Below are 15,627 nucleotides of genomic sequence, written 5' to 3' on the forward strand. Positions count from 1 at the left end.
AAAGAAACGGTGCCTAAAGCACCGTTGCAATAAAGTTTCTGACACGTCCGTTGTCCGGATCGTCAAGGACCTGCTGCGTCGGGCCCGCTGCCACAATTCTGCCGCTCTCCATAAATACGATGTTGTCGGCAACTTCGCGGGCAAAGCCGATCTCATGCGTGACCACCACCATGGTGATACCGGAGTGCGCCAGCTGCTTAATCACCTGCAGCACTTCCCCCACCAGCTCCGGATCAAGTGCCGAGGTCGGTTCATCAAACAGCATGACGCCGGGATCCATCGCCAGCGCGCGGGCAATGGCCACCCGCTGCTGCTGACCACCGGAGAGGTTCTGCGGCCACTCATCTTCGCGGCCAGACAGCCCCACCTGCTTCAGCAGCGCCAGCGCTTTGGTCGTGGCCTGATGACGGCTCTGCTTTTTTACCCGCATCGGTGCATCCGTAATGTTCTGCAGCACGGTGCGGTGCGGAAACAGGTTGAACTGCTGAAACACCATGCCTATTTCCGCCCGCTGGCGGGCAATGGCACTGCTGCTGAGTTCGTGCAGCGCCTGGCCTTTTTGCCGGTATCCCACCATCTGGCCGCCGATGCGGATCGTACCGCCATCCAGCTTTTCAAGATGATTAATACAGCGCAGCAGCGTGGATTTACCGGAACCCGATGGCCCCAGGATTACGGTCACCGATCCGGCAGGAATATCGAGATTAACCTCGTCGAGAATGGTGACACCGGAGAAGCGCTTGGTGACTTTGCGCAGTGCGATTGCTTCAGCCATTGCTCACGCTCCTTTGCGTTTTCGGCAGCGAAAAGCGCGGTAGTGATGACAGCAGGCTGCGCTTTTCTCGCCGCGTCACACCGCGACCAAAATAGCGTTCGACATAGTACTGGCCGACAGAGAGCACGGAGGTCATCAGCAAATACCACAAGGTTGCGACCAGCAGCAGCGGGATCACTTCATAGGTGCGCTGATAAATAATCTGCGCCGAAAACAGCACATCCTGCAGAGAGATCACCGACACCACTGCGGTGGTTTTCAGCTGGCCGATAATCTCATTGCCCGCTGGCGGCATAATGGCGCGCATCGCCTGCGGTAAAACGGTGTGACGGAAAATCTGCGCCGGGCGATATCCCAGGGCGCGAGCCGCTTCAATCTGTCCATTGCCCACGCTCTGGATACCAGCGCGTACGATTTCTGCGGCATAGGCAGACTGATGCATCACCAGCGCGATCACCGCCGCGCTAAACGGACTCACCAGCGCATTGGACTGCGCGCTCCAGAGTTCGCCCAATCCGGGGATCGACAGCGCGATGCGGGGATAGAGCGCGGCGATGTTGTACCAGAGAAACAGCTGCACCAGCATCGGCACACCGCGGAAAAACCAGGTGTACGCCCAGCTCACCGCTACCAGCACCGGGTTAGAAGAGAGGCGCATCAGCGCCAGCACCGTGCCAAAAGCGAATCCCAGCACCACCGAGATGGCCGTGAGCTGCAGCGTCATTAACACACCCTGCAGAATGGAGGGCGCAGTGAAGTTCTCTGCAATCACCTGCCATTCAAAGCGCGGATTGTTAATCATCGAATGCGCCATCGCCACCACGCATAACAGCACCACCAGCGCACTCAGCCAGCGTCCGTAGTAGCGTTTACCGACGATTTTCAGGTCGTCGGTGTGGTCCGGAGTTTCTCTCATTTAAAGATCTCTTCGTTGCGTCGGGCTTCGGTCACGGCACCAAAACCGATTCCCCAGTTATCGAGGATTTTCCGGTAGCTGCCATCTTTGATTAACGAATTCAGTGCCGCCTGTACGGCTGGCTCCAGCGGCGAGTCTTTCGGGAACGCGACAGAGACCGGTGCATCATTCACGGTGATTTCACCGCTCATGGCCAGCGGTTTGATCACTTTGGTCTGCCACAACAGCCCTTCATAAGGACCGAGGAACAAGGGAACACGACCGCTGACCACGGCCTGCACGCCCGCCGGACGATCCGGGAATATCGCTACCTTGATCGGTTGTTTACCGGCGGCTTCACAGGCTTTGCTGGCCTCTTCCAGCCGCGTCACCTGAGTCGTACCAGAGCCGGCGCCCACCTCTTTGCCACACACATCGCTGAGGGATTTGAAGGGGGCGATATCAGCGTCTTTGCGGGAAATAATGCCCAGCAGGCTGGCGTTGTAGTAACCGACAAAGTCGATCTGTTTCAGGCGGGTCGGTGTAGCATTGATGTTTGACAGCGCCACGTCGTAACGTCCGGTCTTCAGGCCAGGAATAATATTGTCGAAGCCGCCGGTGTCGCGCCACTGAACGGTGATGCCCAGACGCTCACCAACCGCATTCATGATGTCGATTTCCCGACCAGCCAGCGTTTTGTTGTCTTCTTTATAGAAGGTTGTGGGCGGCGTGTTCGGGTTAGTACCCGCCACAATATAGCCACGCTTGAGGATATCCGCGGGTATCAGGCTTTTCAGCGCCGGATCGGCTTTGACATGTAAGCTGCTTTCAGCAGGCACTGAAGGTTCGGCTGCAAAACTGGCGTGCGCACTAAGCGCGAGGGCAAAAAGGGTCATTCCTTTTATATATTTCACTGGAACCTTTCTCCTGATAGTTAAAATGTTCCCCCCAGAGGGAAAAGTTATCGCGATCTGTTGTCAGCACCGGAAGCCAGAGAAGCAGCGGGCTTCAGTGCTTTTATCATCCTCGTAACGTTCTGTTGTCATTCTCAGTGAAGACCGACGGCGATCACAAATGCTAAAACCGGGATTATTTAGCCGGAATATGGCAATGGAGAGCTTTCTCCGCTTTTTAATCGGGGAGTGAGATGTTGCAGAGCAAGAACATGGGGCAGGTCTGCAGGCGCTGGCGAAATAATAGTAATTTCCGGAGCGGTTCGTTAACGGCCGAACAACCTCTGAAAGTGTCATTTTATTGATAAGTTTATCTTTAAAATTGCTGGAATGTTTTAGGCTAATTTTCATCAGTCATTTAATTGATCAAAATCAATAAATATTTATCCAGGTAGTGTAAAGACTCTTTACCACAACTTAATTCTTTTAATTATATATATTAATCAATAATTTAAATTAAAAACACCTCACTTAGCAGACAGATAATTACATCGTAAAACAATGGAGTTCTAATTAATAAGGATACTGAATAAATAATAAATAGCCTTAAAGTATTATCAGAAGCTGACGATAAAAAGATCAGGATTGAATTATTTGAATTTCTTTTGTCTGCTTTTGAATCTCAATAAAGGTGAACCTCATGGGCCTTGCTCAACGCATTTCCAGTATTAAAATCGGGAAAAAACTTGGCGTCGGTTTTATCGTCGTCATCGCGGCGTCTCTCGCCATAACCTTTATCGCTTTTGACTGTTTCCGCAGTATTAAAGACAACTCTGCACGCCGCACGACAACCGTGGAAATGGTAAATACGTTAAGCAAGGCACGTCTTAATCGCACGCTTTACCAGTACACCAAAAATCCTGAATTTGCCGCGAAGAACGTTCAGGCACTTAAGGAGCTGGATACCCTTTATCAACGACTGAGTAGATTTAAGTGGGATGATGAAGGTCAGCAGAAAATCACGCTGATGGGCCAGTTACTTAATGATTATCAGCGTCAGCGCCAGAAGTTTGTGGCATCTGCGGAGGTAACATCTGCCGCCTTTGCTGCCATTAAACCGGGCGCGCTGATCGGTCTGGCTCATCAGTCTGAATTACTCGATATGGCTATGGCGCCCGACGCCGCGCTGCCGGTTATGAAACTGGCCGCCGCGCTGTTTGATGCCGCAAATATTGAAAAAGCGTTTCTTGATAAGCCCACAGCAGCCAGCAGAGATGCGGTTATTGAGGAGTACACCGCCATCAACACGCTGAGTGAGCAACTGGACAGTTTTAATCAGCCAGCAATCAATGCCGTTACGCAAAATGTCATCACGACTCTTGCGCAGCAGCGTCAGGCTTTGACGCGGTATGTTGATGCTTCCGAGAAAGAAAAGAACGAATCTGCGGGTCTGACTACAGCCGCAGAGCGGCTCAATGCGGCCGTTTCTGATACTTTTGCCTTCCAGTCCCGGTTGTCTGCTGAATTTATCAAACAGGCAGAGTGGCGCATCGCCTTTGCTGCGCTGATTTGTGTCGTCCTGAGCCTGCTGATCGCCTGGCGGATTACCCGCAACATTACGCTGCCATTGAAAGAGACGCTGAATGCAGCGCAGCGTATTGCCAGCGGTGATTTAACCACCTCACTGAATACCACCCGGGGTGATGAGCTGGGCCAGCTGATGCAGGCCGTCGATGCAATGAATCTCAGCCTGCAGAATATCATTACCAATGTGCGCGATGGCGTCAGCAGCGTGGCGCGTGCCTCGGCGGAGATTGCAGCAGGTAATACCGACCTTTCCTCCCGCACCGAACAGCAGTCTGCCGCCGTGGTTCAGACGGCTGCCAGCATGGAAGAGCTCTCATCTACGGTGAAACAGAATGCGGAAAATGCTCACCATGCCAGCCAGCTGGCAACCGATGCGTCGGTAAATGCCGGACGCGGTGGTGAGATTATCCGTGACGTTATCGTTACCATGAATAACATCAGCCAGAGTTCAGGCAAAATCGGCGAAATCATTCACGTCATCAACAGCATCTCCTTCCAGACCAATATTCTGGCATTAAATGCCGCAGTTGAAGCGGCACGCGCCGGTGAACAGGGTCGCGGCTTTGCGGTGGTGGCCGGGGAAGTCAGAAATCTGGCCCAGCGCAGTTCGCTGGCTGCCAAAGAGATTGAAACGCTGATTCGCGAGTCACTTGATCGGGTTCATGATGGTTCTGAGTTTGTGGAACGCGCCGGAAGCACCATGGATGATATTGTCCGCTCGGTCAGTCAGGTCAAAGACATCATGGGTGAGATTGCTGCCGCATCCGACGAGCAGAATCGCGGTATTTCCCAGATTGCGACAGCAATGGCCGAAATGGATACCACCACGCAGCAGAACGCCGCGCTGGTTGAAGAGTCTTCTGCCGCAGCCAGTTCCCTGGAAGCGCAGGCGGACGATCTGGAAAAAACGGTGGCGGTGTTCCGCTTATCAGCCGGGCAAAACAGCATCAGCCGGGCTGCACCTGCCCTGACACCGCGTTTAGTGCCTGCGATGCCGGTTAAAGCATCAGCAGAATCCAGCTGGGAAAGCTTCTGATACACCGCGCTGCTTCGATATAAGCGTCATGCTGATACAGCCAGCCTGATTTAATGAGGCTGGCTGAAGTACAGATTCACCACAGACAAGGCATCAGAGTAACCACAAAAAAAGCAGGTGCGGGAGCATATTCGCTCGGGTCTGTTATTGTTTCGGGTCCGGCAGGGTTGTGGCTTAGAAGGCTTTTAAGATGGGTATCAAATCGCGGTGGCAGGAGAAGGGTCGTCCATGACAGTTTCTCCGGCCGGTGTACGCTTTCGCGCAACCGATGAGGTCGTCCGCTTCGTCGTTTTCCGGCCGGAGCCGGACTACGTCCACTGGCGTCAGTTCAGTTACTGCTAGTTCAGTTCTTCGTTCAGGCTTGCAAGGGTCTGCAGGTACGGCACCTGCTGTTGGGCAACCGACGGTGACTTAAAACTACTCAGCCAGTGCCTGGCTTCGGAGATTTGCGTCAGCCTATCGGTGTTGCTTTCAGATTTCGCCATGTAACCCAGCTGAGTAAAGAGTGATGCGATACTGATTTCTTTCTCACCCAGGGCAAGGCTTAGCGCCGCTTCGCCAATAATGACGTGGCCTTTCTCGTCGTTTTGAAATAACACAGAAAATCCTCCATTAGGTACGAATTGATGACAACCTCACCAGAGACTGTAGTCGTAAAAACAAGACCTGCCCGAATAAATCACTAAAAATCTCGCAACCTGCTGATCGAATACACTTAATGTTTTTTTCCGGATTGTTCTGTTTGTCTCTGCCGTCCATCCTGCCAGACTGGCTGGCCTTATCAGCAACGGATGCACCTATGAAACTCTCTGTTCTTCTCACGTTGTTAGCCGCAACGGTATACCTGGTGTTTGCTGCCCATGGTGGATTCGGCACGCATCAGGCCAGCTTGTCGCTTTCCACTCAAAGCGGTGAAACGGTCACGGAAGAATAAGGGGGAAGTCCGGCGTCGTCAGTGCACCGGCAATCGGTTATGATCCCCTGCCATTCTGCTGCCGGTTGCCCGATGTCTGCCATTATCGATACGTTTATCGCCCCGCCCTGTTTTGATGAGATCACTCTCCTGTTTCAGGACGATCATCTGCTGGTGATCAACAAACCCGGCGGGCTGCTGAGCCTGTCAGGTAAAAATCCGCAAAACCTCGATTCAGTGCATCATCGGCTGGTAAAACGTTTTCCAGGCTGCACGCTGGTTCATCGGCTCGATTTTGGCACCTCCGGGCTGATGGTGGTGGCTCGTAACAAAGCCATAAACGCCGCACTTTGTCAGCAGTTCAGCCAGCGCACGGTGAGCAAAACCTATCAGGCACTGCTGTGCGGACACCTTGCCGATGATGAAGGCGTGATTGACGCTTCAATAGCCAAAGATCCGGCGCTGTTTCCCCGGATGGTGATATGCGCCGCTCAGGGCAAGCCCGCACGCTCACGCTATCGGGTCACTGAGCGCAGTTTTTACCGGAGAAAAGAGGGAAAGGAATTGCCGGTTACGCGGGTTGAGCTGACACCAGAAACCGGACGCACCCATCAGCTACGCATTCACTGTCAGCAACTGGGTCACCCGATTCTGGGCTGTGATCTTTACGGCGGGCTGGTGCTGCCGGGCGCTGAGCAGGCAGAGAGGCTGATGCTGCACGCCAGCGGATTAACGTTTGTTCATCCTGTCAGCGGCGAGACACTGCACCTCTCTGCCGCCAGTCCCTTCTGACTGCATCAGCACGCGGTTACCACATCAGATCATCCGGCACTTTGAAGTCTGCATAAGGATCATCTTCGTCCTGCGCTTCTTCGCTCAGCGCGCTGTTTAAGACAATGGCGCTGGCATCACGCTGGGCAATTTTATCCGCCACGCTGGCCGGGATGATGGCGTACTGGCTCTCGCCACTTTTGTCAGCAGTCAGGCGGGCAATGGCAAGACGACCATTGATCAGCTGAGCCTGCGTCGGCTTATCCACCATGATTTTTTTAATCAGGTTGTTGTCGGTGAAGTTGAAGCTGATGTCGCCTCGCGCCACGTCGATTTTGTTCATTTCAATCAGCTGTTTAACCTGCGCTTTGTACTCTTTCGACAGCACAGCCAGCTTCTGCTGCTCATTCAGCTGTTTATCCCGCTCAAGCTGCGCTTTTTTATTGTCCTCTACCGCCGCCCTGGCTTCGCGCGCCTGAACCCGGGATTTTTTCGCGGTACGCTGAACCTTATCCATTTTTTTGCTGGATACTAAGCCCGCTTTCAGCATCTGCTCTTGCAAGGTGAGTTTTGTCATTGTCATCTCTGAACCTGTGAAATTTTGTCCGGGATTATACCTGTAATCTTTCGGGCTGTGCCAGGCTGACGCCGCGATTGCGGGTTACGCCTCAACACTGTGCTAACATTCCCCGGTCAAAATCACCTTATTGAGCACCATGTCAGAGCTAACAAAACGTAAAAATGACCCTGAAGGGCTGAAAAAACGCATCATCGCAGGCGCACTGAAAACCTTCGCTGAATTTGGTATGCAGGGTGCCAGGCTGGAGCAGATTGCTGAGCATGCGCAAACCACGAAACGCATGGTGGTCTATCACTTTGGCAGTAAAGAGCAGCTTTATATCGCCGTGCTTGAGCGGGTTTATCAGCAGATACGTCAGCATGAAACCGGCCTGAACCTGGCGTCGATGGCGCCGGAACTGGCCATGACCCGGCTGGTGGAAGCCAGCTTTGATTACCATGTCGAGCATCCCGATTTTATCCGGCTGGTCTGCAGTGAGAACCTGCTGCGCGGTCGCTACATCACCCAGTCGCCGCAGATTAAAGCGCTGAACCGCAGCGCGCTGGATCTGCTGGATGACATCCTGGCGCGCGGTCAGCAGCAGGGTGTGTTTACTGGCGATGTACAGACCATCGATGTTCATCGCCTGATCAGCAGTATCTGCGTTCATCATGTCTCAAACCGCTACACCTTCAACGCCCTGTTCAGTCCTGACAACAGTGAAGCCGAGAGTATCCGCCGCAATCGTCAGCTCGCTGTTACTGCAACGTTACGCTACATCCGCAAATAAATGCCCGCAATCCGGGCTCCGCTTACTCATGGTCTACGCTTAGTAAACATTTGTCATAAAACCGCTATAAAAGGAATGCTGTTGTGAGCAGAGACGCACGCCTCTATCCGCTTCGCCAGACCCAAATTGAACCCGATGATGATGCGCTGTGGAACTGGGCGCAGAACGCGCAAATCGGCAGCCGTCAGCAGGTTCAGAGTCCCGCCAGTGAAGCGGAATTGCAGAAACTGATCCGCGAATCACGCGGCAGGATCCGGGTGATCGGCAGCAAGCTGTCACCTGGCCGGATGCTGCATGTCGCTGAAGACGATCTGTTGCTGGATCTCAGCGCTCTGCGCGGTCTGATAGCCAGTGATGAGCAGAGCGTAACCTTTGGTGGCGCGACCCCGCTTGAGCAGGTTTATCGCAGTCTGACCGACATGAATCGCATGCTGGCCTCATCGCCAGGCGTGATTGCGATTCAGACGCTGGCGGGCGCAATGGCGACCGGCACGCACGGTCAGGGTTTGCAGCAGAGTTCGATTGCCGATGAAGCGCTGGCGATACGCATGGTGCTGGCCGACGGCAGCGTGCGTGAGTTTGTCCGCGGCGACGCTGACTTTCCGGCGGCGCAGGTCTCTTTGGGTGCGCTGGGCATTGTCACCGCCGTCACCCTGCGTACCCAGCCGTTTAAGATCTTCACCTGCCACAAAAATGCTGTTTCTGCCGATACGCTGGAAGAAGATCTGCTGCGCTGGAACAACGACTATCCGCTGAGCAAAGCCTGGTGGTTTGTTGATGACAACCTGATGCACGTCTGGAACGCCCATGAGGCGAGTGACGAAGAGCGTCAGCGTTACGAAGCGCAGGGTCGTCAGGTGGTGGAACATGAGGGTGAAGCTGACGACAGTCTCAATGACACCATCGACCAGACGCTGGCGCATATGCAACGCGACACGCAGATTCAGGGCAAAGGCGGCAAGCAGTTTCGTACCGTCACCCGCTTTCGCGACTTCACCGATGTTACCGGTGACATCTACCAGCTCTTCTGTCGCGGCATTGCGGTGCCACAGATTAATGTGGAAATCGGCGTGCCGCTGGCAAAAACCCCGGCCATCATCCGCCGGATTAAGGCGTGGTATGCAGAGAACCGTCCGCATATGCACTACCCGATTATCCTGCGCTGCACCGGCGCGTCCTCAGCCTGGCTCAGTCCGGCCGCTGACCAGCCAACCTGCTTCTTCGGCTTTGTGGTCTATTACGCCGACGATGGCTCGCTGTCACAGGAAGGCCTGCACTTCCTGACCGAAGTGGAGAAACTGCTGGCTGAAGAGGGTGGACGCCCGCACTGGGGCAAGTATTACGATGAAGAACACTACAACTGGCGTGAGATCTATCCGCAATGGGACGCCTTCCGCGCCCTGCGCCACCAGCTCGACCCGCAGGGCCGGTTGGGGAACGACTACATCACGCCACTTTTTGACTGATTGAGGAACGCTATGTTTGCCTGGGTAACACTGTTAACACAACCCGACTATCTGGTGGGCGTCAAAGCGCTGCACCGTTCGCTGCAGGAGAGCCACAGCCAGTGGCCGCTGGTGGTGATGACCACGCCAGCCATTTCTGATGCTGACTGTCAGATTTTGCAGGATGAAGGCTGTGTGATTAAACCGGTCGACCCACTCTATCCGCGCGCCGATCTGGCTCAGCATTACGCCTCGGCGCAGTTTGGCGAGGTCTGGACCAAGCTGCGTGCCTGGCAGCTTACCGATTATGAGCGCGTAGTGTTTCTGGATGCCGATATGCTGGTGCTGAAGAACATGGATGAGCTATTCACCCTGGATCTGGGCGATAATCCGCTGGCGGCCTGTCACGCCTGCCGCTGTAATCCCAACCAGATCGCCTCTTATCCGCCGGAGTGGCAGCCAGAGCAGTGTCACTATACCTGGCAGGCACGCGGTGAGCAGGCTCCGGAGAGCGTTGACTACTACCTGAACGGCGGTTTTCTGGTACTGAAGCCTGACAATGCGGTGTTCGATATGCTTGAGAAGCGCATTGCCGCGATTGATGATCTCAGCGCCTATCCCTTCTCCGAGCAGGATCTGCTGAATGAAGTGTTTGCCGAACGCTGGAAGCCGCTCTCTTATATCTACAATGCGTTAAAAACGCTGCCGTTCCAGCACAGCGGCCTGTGGCAGGGTGATGAGGTGAAGAATCTGCACTATATTCTGGCGAAGCCGTGGAAGCGCGATCTCAACCAACCCGAAAGTGATCGCGATCGCTTCTATGCGCTGGATAAGCTGTGGTGGGAAAAAAGCGGTCTGATCTGACTGTATACGGGCGGGATACTCCCGCCCTTCCCGCCTGTTCATTCAACCCTGTAGCCTGCCACTTCGCCAAATCCTCTCTTACTCAGATTCTGTCTTACACCTCGACCCAGCGGCGCTGCTCAGCGGAGTGTGCAATCGCTTCCAGCACCTTCTGCACCTGCAATCCCTCGGCAAAATCGGGCCACATGCGATCGCCGGCTGCGATGCCGTTAACCAGGTCGCGGATCTCCACCGTCTTCTGATCGTTAAACCCGATGCCGTGCCCGGCAGAGACACAGAAGTTCGCGTAGTCAGGATGGGCCGGTCCGGTCAGGATCGTTTTAAATCCCTGTCGCCCGGCAGGTTCGTCATGCAGATAAAGCTCCAGTTCCGCCATGCGCTCCTGGGTGTAACGCAGCGTGCCTTTGGTGCCGGTGACAACATAGGTCAGGCCCATTTTTGCGCCACAGGCAATGCGTGAGGTTTCAATCACGCCGTGTGCACCATTACGGAAGCGCAGCAGCGCGCTGGCCTGATCTTCGTTTTCAACCGGTAACTGCCGCGCAGGTTCCTTCGGGTCAGGCCGTGAGGTGATCACCGTCATCATATCGCCACTCACCTCAGCAATATCGCCGACCAGGTAGTGCGCCATATTGACGATGTGCGCCGCCAGATCGCCCAGCGCGCCAAGACCTGCCAACGCTTTCTGGCAGTGCCAGTCGAGCGGCGTCTCCGGTCTGGCGAGGTAATCCTCGTTATGGGTGCCGTAGAAATGCACTACGTCGCCAATCTCGCCTCTGGCAATAATCTCTTTTGCCAGCTGGCTGGTCGGGTTTTTCATGTAGTTGAAGCCAACAAGGGTTTTCACCCCTGCCGCCTCAGCAGCTGCCACCATCTCCTGCGCATCCGCCACGCTTAACGACAACGGCTTTTCTGAATAGACGTGCTTGCCGTGGCGTATCGCCTCCAGCGCCATCTCTTTATGCAGGAAGTTGGGTGCGCAGATATCTACCACATCAATCGCCGGATCGCTGACCAGCGCGCGCCAGTCGCCGGTGGAGCGCGCAAAACCAAAGGTTGCCGCCTGACGCGCCGCCAGCTCAGGATTCACTTCGGCCAGCATCTCCCGCACGATTTCGCCTTTCAGCGCGAATACAGTGGGGGCCTGGGCATAGGCTATTGCGTGGCAGCGCCCGATATAGCCGCTGCCAATCATGCCGATTCTGACTTTGTTCATTTCAACTCCGGATATTCAGTTCAGGGTTGAAATGGAATCTACGTTTCATATTTGTTGCTGACAAAGTCAGAATTGAGACTTTGTGACGCCTGTAAAAAACTATCCGGTCAAATCATGCGTAGTGCGGTCTGACAAGGGCTTTGCCGCATCATAACACCTCATAAAAACCTCAGTCTGACGTGCCTCTTTTTAGCGCAGGAAGCCGCTGAGATGACCATTCATTCATGGCCCGAATCGCTATTGTGGTGACTATTTCAGCAGTCGCACAGATTTGTGAAAAAGAGCTTTGACATGATCCGGCGTGGCCGTTACTATGCGCCCCGTTCAAACGATTCCTCTGTAGTTCAGTCGGTAGAACGGCGGACTGTTAATCCGTATGTCACTGGTTCGAGTCCAGTCAGAGGAGCCAAATTCGAGAAGCCTGCTCAGGAAACTGAGCGGGCTTTTTGCTTTTCTGACGTCTGTTCAAATGTTCCACAACAAATATTCAATGACAGACAACGCCACAGAGAATAACTCACAGGGAAAGCAATCAGCGACACGTCATCGTTCCCTTATCAGGCCAAGCCTGTTTCTCTTTAATAAACTCTGATTGTGATGATGCCAGCCTGAAATGGGCAAGCGGGTAACTGATACCAACCCCGGACCACATAGCCTGACAAAAAAGCGCCATCACTATCTCCTGCCAATGATATCCACCTGCTGATGCGTATTTAACGCCGTAAAGCGTCAAAATATGAAATGAAAGCGAATCACTGTTAATAACGGATAAATAACGGCCCAGCAGGGTCGCGTTTATTTTAACAACCTTCCTAACCCGGCTTGATAAATAACCTTAAGCCTGGATATAGATAAACTTTGCCATAATTAGTATTTCCCCTCGCAATAACCCTTTGTTATTCCTTTGGTTCCTGTTTGTATTACTTTGAGAACCACCGTGGAAATTTACTGGTATCTGACCGCGCCAGACGGTCATCAACCCTGGGCCGCCTCCGGCAGCCGGCAGGTCAACTACGCCTATTTCCAGCAGGTCGCCCGTGCGGTTGATCATCTGGGTTTTACCGGCGCGCTGCTGGCGACCGGTGCCCATGACCCCTGGATTCTGGGGGCGTCACTCATTCCCTATACCGAACGCATGAAGTTCCTGATTGCTATCCAGCCGGGTCTGATCTCACCCACCCTGCTTGCCAAAATGGCCGTGACGTTTAACCAGTTTTCGAAAGGCCGGGTGCTGCTCAACGTGGTCAGCGGTGATAAAAACACGCTGGGCGCTTACGGCATGCACTTGGATCACGATGCCCGATATGACCTTAGTGACGAATTTTTGCAGGTATTACGTCCCCTGCTCAATCAGGAAAATGTCAGCTTCAAAGGGGAACACCTGGATATTGAGAACGCCAGGCTGGCATTGAGCAATGGCGGATATCCCCCGCCACCGCTGTGGTTTGGTGGCTCCTCTGAAGCGGCACAGGAAGTCGCGGCAAAGCACATCGACACCTATCTTTCGTGGGGAGAGACGCCCCCACAGGCCGCAGAGAAAATCGCCCAGGTGAAAGCCAGAGCCGATAAACATCATCGCCAGTTACGCTACGGCATTCGTCTTTATGTTATCGTGCGCGAAACCGATGAGCTTGCGTGGCAGGCGGTAGACGCGCTTTATGCCTCGATGGACGACAGCGCCATTGCCGCCCGGCAGCACCTGGCCCGCGGTTCAGACTCAATAGGCCAGTCCCGTATGAGTGCCCTGCACAATGATCAGAAGCCCGCCGATCCGCGCGAGCTGGAGATCTACCCTGGACTGTGGGCGGGCATAGGCCTGGTGCGTCCCGGACCTGGCACCGCTATCGTCGGCAGTCCGGAAACGGTCGAACGGACCCTGCGAGCCTATCAGCAGGCGGGGGTTGAGGTGTTTATCCTGTCCGGTTTCCCCTTGCTTGAGGAAGCCTATCGCTTTAGCGAACTGGTGATGCCACGACTGTCGCTCACCCCGCCGGATGACGCGGCAAAGAATACCTTTACCTGGGGAAATCTGTGGGATCGTCCGGTCGGAAGTGGAGATCCAGCACAATGAAAATCCGTCTGGGAAGCCATCCCAGTAATCTCTCGCTGTTTATTCTGCGCCATCGCGATGTCATCGAACCTGCCGCCAGAGACCGGGGCTGGCAGCTGGAATGGTTCGACTATACCCAGGGCGCACGCAGCGGCGAGTGGCTGGCTGATGAACAGGTCGATGTGGTTGGCACCGGGTCAACCCCGCCGATAAGTGCGCAGGCCACCGGGCTGGACGTCGCTTATCTCGCCAGCTCGCCGCCACGTAATAACAACTGCGCGTTGCTGACATTGCAAAGCAACGCTATCTCCTCGCTGCGTGGTAAGCGACTGACGGGCATGCCCGGTTCTTTCACCGATCATTTTCTGGCGCGTCTGCTGCAAAAACAGAACCTGCGCCGCACCGATGTCACCCTGCTGGACCTGCAGGGGCAGGATGCCATGACTGCGTTACGCAATGGCGACATTGATGGCTGGCTGGCGATCGATCCCTGGCTGACTCGCGCGTTACAGATAAAGGATGTCGTTGCGCGCTCCACCGTCGGCGATGAAATCATTAACCGTTCACTGTTCTGGACGCGTGCCGCCTGGCAACAACGTTACCCCGAAGTCGCAGCCTGGGTCGTGAAACAGTTGCGCGTAAATGATGCCTGGATTGAGCAGCATCCGGTAGCCGCCGCGCAGATTCTTGCCGACAAACTCAACCCGGCCATCCTGCCTGATGAGTGGCTGAAAACAATACGCGGGCGTCCCTGGGGTATCACCCCAGCCAGTGACGCTCTGTTAGCCGAACAGCAGCAGCAGGCTGACGATCTTTTTGCCGTGGGTTTCATCCCGATGGCTTTATCGCTGAACGCCAGGAGACAGATATGACCCACTGGATACCCCGTACCGCTGTTGCTGCACTGATACTGTGTGCCGGGATGGCCATGGCGACTGAACCGCTCACGCTGCGCATTGGTTTTCTGCGAGGCCCCACGGACTTAGCGCTGGCTAAAGAGAAAGGAACGCTGGAAAAAGCGCTGGCCGCGCATCAGGTGAACGTCGTCTGGTCGGGCCCGTTTGCGGCTGCCGCCCCGGCTTATGAAGCGTTAAATGCCGGTTCAATTGACATGACCACCGGCAGCTCCACAGCGTTTGTTACCGCCATCGCTGCGGGTTTGCCGTTGCGTTTCTTTGCTTATCAGGCCATGCCCGCTGAAGGTGAAGGGATTGTGGTACGCAATAGCAGTGATATCCATTCGTTGCAGGATCTGCGCGGCAAAAAGGTGGCGGTGAATAAAGGCGGGACAGGCGAGTATCTGCTCTCACGCGCGCTGGATCGTGCCGGGATTCCGGAGCAGGAGGTGACCAAAGTTTATCTCAGTCCTTCCGACACCGGTACAGCATTTGTGGGAGGACATGTCGATGCCTGGGCGACCTGGGATCCCTTCCTCTCTCTGGCCATACATAGTTATGACGCCCGCCAGCTGAGTACGGGCCAGCAGATTGGTTCGGAAAATGCAGCAGGTTATTTCGTCAGCGAAGCGTTTTATCAGGCGCACCCTGAAGTGCTTAACTGGGTTTATGACGTATTGAAGCAAGAGAACCACTGGGCTAAAGCCCATCCGCTTGAGGCAGGTAAAATCTGGGCTTCACAGATGGGGCAGCAGGGAAGCACACTGGCGGCACTGCTGGGCAAGGTCAACACCGTTCCCATCACGCCGGTCGATGACGCCGCGATAACCCATATCGGGCATATAGCCGACTGGTATCAGCAACAGGGTCTGATCGCCAGCCATCCGGATATTCGCCAGCATGTCGTCACGCTGACGCCTTAAGCCCCGGGATGAGT

General features: G+C 54.7%; 15 protein-coding genes and 1 tRNA gene. 10 read left to right on the top strand and 6 right to left on the bottom strand.

All coding sequences use genetic code 11. The features are described 5' to 3' along the window. Nucleotides 1–13: 13 nt before the first annotated feature. Genes BY447_RS04015 through BY447_RS04025 form a run of 3 tightly spaced genes read right to left on the bottom strand, consistent with a single transcriptional unit; the run spans nt 14 to nt 2,584 of the window. Complete coding sequence (locus BY447_RS04015; RefSeq protein ID WP_013358395.1) at nt 14–775, bottom strand: amino acid ABC transporter ATP-binding protein; 762 nt, start codon at nt 773–775, stop codon at nt 14–16. Continuing rightward, nucleotides 768–1,691, bottom strand: a complete 924-nt coding sequence (locus tag BY447_RS04020; protein WP_013358396.1) for an amino acid ABC transporter permease — start codon at nt 1,689–1,691, stop codon at nt 768–770. Before BY447_RS04020 ends, BY447_RS04015 begins: the two co-directional genes overlap by 8 nt. Continuing rightward, nucleotides 1,688–2,584, bottom strand: coding sequence for an ABC transporter substrate-binding protein (locus tag BY447_RS04025; protein WP_110330582.1), 897 nt, complete (start codon nt 2,582–2,584; stop codon nt 1,688–1,690). Before BY447_RS04025 ends, BY447_RS04020 begins: the two co-directional genes overlap by 4 nt. A gap of 679 nt (nt 2,585–3,263) precedes the next feature. Here BY447_RS04025 and BY447_RS04030 point away from each other — a divergent pair. Then, nucleotides 3,264–5,186 (top strand): methyl-accepting chemotaxis protein, encoded by a 1,923-nt coding sequence (locus BY447_RS04030; RefSeq protein ID WP_110330583.1) that lies wholly within the window; start codon nt 3,264–3,266, stop codon nt 5,184–5,186. A gap of 338 nt (nt 5,187–5,524) precedes the next feature. On the opposite strand, the gene BY447_RS04035 is transcribed toward BY447_RS04030, so the two are convergent. Then, the gene (locus BY447_RS04035; protein WP_033783599.1) at nt 5,525–5,785 is read right to left on the bottom strand and encodes a hypothetical protein; all 261 of its coding nucleotides are present in this window, start codon (nt 5,783–5,785) and stop codon (nt 5,525–5,527) included. Nucleotides 5,786–5,985: 200 nt separating this feature from the next. Between BY447_RS04035 and BY447_RS23485 the strand changes: the two genes are divergently transcribed. After that, the gene (locus tag BY447_RS23485) at nt 5,986–6,120 is read left to right on the top strand and encodes a hypothetical protein (protein WP_255359531.1); all 135 of its coding nucleotides are present in this window, start codon (nt 5,986–5,988) and stop codon (nt 6,118–6,120) included. Nucleotides 6,121–6,192: 72 nt separating this feature from the next. Next, nucleotides 6,193–6,891 (top strand): RluA family pseudouridine synthase, encoded by a 699-nt coding sequence (locus tag BY447_RS04040; RefSeq protein WP_110330584.1) that lies wholly within the window; start codon nt 6,193–6,195, stop codon nt 6,889–6,891. Nucleotides 6,892–6,907: 16 nt separating this feature from the next. On the opposite strand, the gene BY447_RS04045 is transcribed toward BY447_RS04040, so the two are convergent. Next, nucleotides 6,908–7,447: a DUF2058 domain-containing protein gene (locus tag BY447_RS04045; protein ID WP_033783601.1), complete on the bottom strand. Its 540-nt coding sequence runs from the start codon at nt 7,445–7,447 to the stop codon at nt 6,908–6,910. Between the two features lie 139 nt (nt 7,448–7,586). Here BY447_RS04045 and BY447_RS04050 point away from each other — a divergent pair, with 139 nt between their 5' ends. The 3 genes from BY447_RS04050 to BY447_RS04060 all read left to right on the top strand — a co-directional run bounded on the left by BY447_RS04050 (nt 7,587) and on the right by BY447_RS04060 (nt 10,528). Continuing rightward, nucleotides 7,587–8,219: a TetR family transcriptional regulator gene (locus tag BY447_RS04050; protein ID WP_013358401.1), complete on the top strand. Its 633-nt coding sequence runs from the start codon at nt 7,587–7,589 to the stop codon at nt 8,217–8,219. Nucleotides 8,220–8,302: 83 nt separating this feature from the next. Beyond that, a complete protein-coding gene (locus tag BY447_RS04055) occupies nt 8,303–9,685 on the top strand; it encodes a D-arabinono-1,4-lactone oxidase (RefSeq protein WP_110330585.1) in 1,383 nt (460 codons plus the stop codon). A 12-nt stretch (nt 9,686–9,697) separates the two neighbouring features. After that, nucleotides 9,698–10,528, top strand: a complete 831-nt coding sequence (locus BY447_RS04060; RefSeq protein ID WP_110330586.1) for a glycosyltransferase family 8 protein — start codon at nt 9,698–9,700, stop codon at nt 10,526–10,528. A gap of 94 nt (nt 10,529–10,622) precedes the next feature. Here BY447_RS04060 and BY447_RS04065 read toward each other — a convergent pair whose 3' ends face one another. Next, nucleotides 10,623–11,744 carry a Gfo/Idh/MocA family protein gene (locus tag BY447_RS04065; RefSeq protein WP_110330587.1) on the bottom strand — a complete coding sequence of 374 codons (1,122 nt, stop codon included), beginning with the start codon at nt 11,742–11,744 and terminating at the stop codon, nt 10,623–10,625. Nucleotides 11,745–12,077: 333 nt separating this feature from the next. Here BY447_RS04065 and BY447_RS04070 point away from each other — a divergent pair. The 4 genes from BY447_RS04070 (at nt 12,078) to BY447_RS04085 (ending at nt 15,613) form a co-directional block, all read left to right on the top strand. Further along, nucleotides 12,078–12,153, top strand: a tRNA-Asn gene (locus BY447_RS04070). Between the two features lie 528 nt (nt 12,154–12,681). Continuing rightward, complete coding sequence (locus BY447_RS04075; RefSeq protein ID WP_033783604.1) at nt 12,682–13,815, top strand: LLM class flavin-dependent oxidoreductase; 1,134 nt, start codon at nt 12,682–12,684, stop codon at nt 13,813–13,815. Further along, nucleotides 13,812–14,666: an ABC transporter substrate-binding protein gene (locus BY447_RS04080; RefSeq protein ID WP_033783605.1), complete on the top strand. Its 855-nt coding sequence runs from the start codon at nt 13,812–13,814 to the stop codon at nt 14,664–14,666. Before BY447_RS04075 ends, BY447_RS04080 begins: the two co-directional genes overlap by 4 nt. After that, nucleotides 14,663–15,613: an aliphatic sulfonate ABC transporter substrate-binding protein gene (locus tag BY447_RS04085; protein WP_110330588.1), complete on the top strand. Its 951-nt coding sequence runs from the start codon at nt 14,663–14,665 to the stop codon at nt 15,611–15,613. Before BY447_RS04080 ends, BY447_RS04085 begins: the two co-directional genes overlap by 4 nt. Nucleotides 15,614–15,627 lie beyond the last annotated feature (14 nt).

Source organism: Pantoea sp. JKS000250 (genome assembly GCF_003201065.1).
Taxonomy (GTDB): domain Bacteria; phylum Pseudomonadota; class Gammaproteobacteria; order Enterobacterales; family Enterobacteriaceae; genus Pantoea; species Pantoea vagans.

Coding starts and splice junctions, on each gene's coding strand:
- BY447_RS04015 (WP_013358395.1), bottom strand. CDS start 775: ATGGCTGAAGCAATCGCACTGCGCAAAGTCACCAAGCGCTTCTCCGGT.
- BY447_RS04020 (WP_013358396.1), bottom strand. CDS start 1,691: ATGAGAGAAACTCCGGACCACACCGACGACCTGAAAATCGTCGGTAAA.
- BY447_RS04030 (WP_110330583.1), top strand. CDS start 3,264: ATGGGCCTTGCTCAACGCATTTCCAGTATTAAAATCGGGAAAAAACTT.
- BY447_RS23485 (WP_255359531.1), top strand. CDS start 5,986: ATGAAACTCTCTGTTCTTCTCACGTTGTTAGCCGCAACGGTATACCTG.
- BY447_RS04040 (WP_110330584.1), top strand. CDS start 6,193: ATGTCTGCCATTATCGATACGTTTATCGCCCCGCCCTGTTTTGATGAG.
- BY447_RS04045 (WP_033783601.1), bottom strand. CDS start 7,447: ATGACAAAACTCACCTTGCAAGAGCAGATGCTGAAAGCGGGCTTAGTA.
- BY447_RS04050 (WP_013358401.1), top strand. CDS start 7,587: ATGTCAGAGCTAACAAAACGTAAAAATGACCCTGAAGGGCTGAAAAAA.
- BY447_RS04060 (WP_110330586.1), top strand. CDS start 9,698: ATGTTTGCCTGGGTAACACTGTTAACACAACCCGACTATCTGGTGGGC.
- BY447_RS04065 (WP_110330587.1), bottom strand. CDS start 11,744: ATGAACAAAGTCAGAATCGGCATGATTGGCAGCGGCTATATCGGGCGC.
- BY447_RS04080 (WP_033783605.1), top strand. CDS start 13,812: ATGAAAATCCGTCTGGGAAGCCATCCCAGTAATCTCTCGCTGTTTATT.
- BY447_RS04085 (WP_110330588.1), top strand. CDS start 14,663: ATGACCCACTGGATACCCCGTACCGCTGTTGCTGCACTGATACTGTGT.